Annotated in this window: 4 protein-coding genes; all 4 read right to left on the bottom strand. The window is 38.1% G+C overall.

Going from position 1 to position 4218, the window contains the following annotated elements:
- On the bottom strand, nt 1-1283 hold a 1283-nt coding region (locus QZZ35_RS09625), incomplete at its 3' end, for an O-acetylhomoserine aminocarboxypropyltransferase/cysteine synthase family protein (RefSeq protein ID WP_291237203.1).
- Between the two features lie 21 nt (nt 1284-1304).
- Entirely contained in the window at nt 1305-2237 is a 933-nt protein-coding gene (cysK, locus tag QZZ35_RS09620; RefSeq protein ID WP_291235309.1) for a cysteine synthase A, read from the bottom strand.
- A gap of 166 nt (nt 2238-2403) precedes the next feature.
- Nucleotides 2404-3147, bottom strand: coding sequence for a peptidylprolyl isomerase (locus tag QZZ35_RS09615; RefSeq protein ID WP_291237202.1), 744 nt, complete (start codon nt 3145-3147; stop codon nt 2404-2406).
- A 98-nt stretch (nt 3148-3245) separates the two neighbouring features.
- The coding region (locus tag QZZ35_RS09610) for a hypothetical protein (RefSeq protein ID WP_291237201.1) at nt 3246-4218 on the bottom strand (973 nt) is incomplete at its 5' end.

The following is a 4218-nucleotide window of genomic DNA, read 5'->3' as shown; positions in this document are numbered from 1 at the left end:
AGATCCTGAATAATATCATCAATATTTTCTGTTCCAATAGACAGACGAATGGTATTTGGTTTAATTCCCTGATCAAGAAGTTCTTCCTCTGTGCACTGGCTGTGAGTCGTTGTCGCCGGATGAATGACAAGTGACTTAACGTCTGCCACATTTGCAAGAAGAGAGAATAATTCAAGATTATCAATAAAATCTTTCGCTTTCTGGGCATCACCTTTAATTTCGAATGTAAAGATAGAGCCTCCGCCATTCGGGAAATATTTCTTATATAAAGCTTTCTGACTCTCATCATCGGATACAGATGGATGATGAACAGCCTCTACCTGCGGATGATTGTTTAAATATTCCACAACCTTCAATGCATTTTCCACATGACGTTCAACTCGAAGTGAGAGCGTCTCCAGCCCCTGAAGGAAGAAAAATGCGTGGAATGGAGACAATGTAGCACCAGTATCTCTTAAAAGAATCGCACGGATTTTTGTAACAAATGCGGCTGCACCAACTGCTTTTGTAAAACTGATACCGTGATAACTTGGGTTCGGTTCTGTCAATGACGCAAACTTTCCGGACGCTTCCCAGTCAAATTTACCGCTGTCAATAATGACACCGCCGATAGTCGTTCCATGTCCGCCGATAAATTTTGTAGCTGAATGTACAACGATATCTGCCCCATATTCTATCGGACGTACAAGATACGGTGTAGCGAAAGTATTATCTACAACAAGGGGAATTTTATGTTTATGAGCAATTTCTGCCACAGCCTCAATATCCACAACATCAGATTTTGGATTTCCCAATGTTTCGATGAAAATTGCTTTTGTATTGTCCTGAATAGCTGCTTCCACTTCTTCATAATTAAATATATCTACAAATGTTGTCGTAATACCATACTGAGGAAGTGTGTGTGCCAGCAGATTGTAAGAACCACCATAAATGTTCTTGGCTGACACGATGTGATCCCCATTCTGTGCTAAATTTTCAATCGTGTATGAAATAGCTGCTGCTCCTGAAGCCACCGCAAGAGCTGCAACACCGCCTTCCAAAGCTGCAATACGTTTTTCAAATACATCTTCTGTAGGATTTGTCAGACGTCCGTAGATATTACCTGCATCAGCCAGACCAAAACGTGCTGCCGCATGATCACTGTTTCTGAAAACATAGGATGATGTCTGATAAATCGGAACCGCTCTGGCATCGGTTACCGGATCTGGACTTTCCTGGCCAACGTGTAACTGTAATGTTTCAAATTTAAATTTTCTATTTTCTCTTGTAATTTTTTCTCCCATGATATCTGTCTCCTTATATTTTCATTCTGTAAATAATGGTGTTGAATAGTAACGGTCACCTGTATCCGGCAAAAGAACAACGATTGTCTTGCCTTTATTCTCAGGTCTCTTTGATAACTGAAGAGCTGCATATAAAGCAGCTCCGGATGAAATACCTACAAGCACGCCTTCTTTTTTAGCTATTAATTTTCCTGTTGCAAATGCATCATCATTTTCCACACGTATGATCTCATCATAAATTTTTGTATTCAATACATCCGGTACAAATCCGGCACCGATACCCTGAATCTTATGAGGTCCGCTCTTACCTTCTGTAAGGACTGGTGAACTATCCGGTTCAACTGCGACAACCTTTACATTCGGATTCTGTGATTTCAGGTATTCACCAACACCTGTAATCGTTCCGCCGGTTCCCACACCTGCTATAAAGTAATCTACTTCCCCATCCGTATCTCTCCATATTTCAGGACCTGTTGTACTCTTATGAATGGCAGGATTTGCCGGGTTAACAAACTGTCCAGGGATAAAACTGTTTGGAATCTCTTTTGCCAGTTCATCTGCTTTTGCAATAGCACCCTTCATACCAAGAGCACCATCTGTCAGTACAAGCTCGGCACCATATGCCTTTAAAATATTACGTCGCTCAACACTCATCGTTTCCGGCATTGTTAAAATAATCCGATAACCTTTCGCTGCTGCGATTGCTGCAAGGCCAATACCTGTGTTGCCCGATGTCGGCTCAATAATAACAGAACCTTCTTTTAAAACACCTTTCTCTTCTGCGTCCTCAATCATAGCCTTTGCAATTCTGTCTTTGACGCTTCCTGCAGGATTAAAATATTCAAGTTTCAGCAAAATGCGTGTTTCCAGTCCTAATTCTTTCTCAATATTCACTGCTTCCACCAGAGGTGTATTACCGATTAAACCAAGTGTTCCTTTATAAATATTTGACATACTTTTTACCTACCTTTCAGATATGATTTGTTGTTTTTCTAGATTATATTCCTACTTTTCCTATATGTCAACTACTTTTTGGAACTTTTTTATAAAAATCTTTATAAATAAAAAAAGAAACCCTTCGAATAATTTATTCAAAAGGTTTCTCCTTTAATTTTACAGCTTATTTTTCAACGTATTTTTCTTTAAGCTCATTCAGTTTTGCTGTATAAACCTGATTTTGTTTCTGCTGAACAAGCGTATTCATAATCTGTCCTTTTACCGCATCAAATGGCATTGCACCAGCTTCGTGTTTATCGACAACTTTAATCAAATGATATCCAAACTGGGTTTTGACCGGTCCAACAACAACTCCGATTTCAGCAGAGAAGGCTGCATCTTCAAATTCTTTAACCATCTGACCTCTTCCAAACTCACCCAAATCTCCGCCCTGAGCTTTTGAAGGACATGTGGAAGACGCTTTCGCAGCATCCTCAAATGCAATATCTCCATTTTTGATTGCGTTATAAATATCCTGACATTCTTTTTCCTCATTGACCAGAATATGCTTCGCATGAACAGTTGCACCCTTTTCGAAACGTTTTTTATTCGCTTCATAATATTGAACAGCTTCCTGATCTGATGCTGTTACATCTTTAAGAGAGGTATTAATTGCCAATTGAGCAAGCACTTCTCGCTTCATGTTCTCCATAATCTTTTTAAATTCTTCTGTTTCGTCCAGTTTCATATCTTCGCCATATTTTGCAAAAGAACGAAATGCAATCAATTGCTCCAGATACTGGCCACGAAACTGAGGATCTGAGGCATATAATCTCTGTTCCTTTGGAACAGTCTGTAAAAAAGCATCTAAATCTGCATTTGTAATTTTCTCTCCTGCAACAACTGCTAAAACTTCCTGTGTGTTCATTAATATAGATCTCCTTAAATAACTTTTTTCCCGTTTTCAGGGACACTGATACTTAGTTTATCAAACTTTCAGCAATTAAGCAATTCTATTTATGAAGATTACAGTAAAGCTTTAATTTCATTTAACTTTTCCGTACTGATTTGCGTCACTCTAATAATAAAATCCTCTCCGACAGTTCCGTCCTTTAGAAGCTCTCTTACTATCTCATGTACTGCATCCGCCCTTCCAGCTTCTCTTCCGGCCTTCATTCCAGCTTCTCTTCCAGCTTCCATTCCAGCTTCCATTCCATTTTCATAGGCATATTCCCATACATAATCAGACACATTACACATCAATTCCAACTCCTTTCCTAATCCATCATCCATTGGTATATGATACTCATTTTCTAAAATTTCTTTCTTTATATCAATATTAAGATCTGGTGCCAGCAGTGTATTGATCATATCAAAAAATCCCTTTTCCCGATTTACCTTGTTGTTTAGACATATCATAACAATAGCTATTTTATCATAATCACTCTGAATATCCGGTATATCTCCGGCAATATCTCTTTTCTTCAGCTCATATACTGAAATCGCATTACCAATATATTTTGGTGCGTTTGCACAGATCCAGATTGAATACACTTTTTTGATATCACCATAATAGGGCTGAATAAATTCCACACCATTTTGTGAAGAGATCATACGTGCACCATAATACACACCTCGTGATAATATCGGATATCCTGGATAAAAGTTTTTTTGAGCTTCCACATTGATTATAATTCGAATATTTTCATCTTGTTTGGGAATACGAGCTATAAAACGAATATCATATTTAATTGTTCCTTCATCATCATCTTTATCTTCTGTATTTAAACCTTCTATTCTATCTTTTGTATTTTTTCCAGGATCTACATAAAACGTTCCTATGTCTGGCTCATTCTCAATACATTGTATGATGCAGTCATGAGTTACATATTTATATTCCTCTATAGAAGCCTGCAAAATCCATGCCAGGATCATTTTACTGCCTAGAATCTTCTTACAATAACTGTCGTACTGTATTTTTGCTCCGGCACGATCAATG

The organism is Frisingicoccus sp. (assembly GCA_016298055.1).
Lineage (GTDB): Bacteria > Bacillota > Clostridia > Lachnospirales > Lachnospiraceae > Frisingicoccus.
The sequence above is the reverse complement of the archived record's forward strand: the minus strand, read 5'-3'. Positions and strand labels throughout refer to the sequence as shown.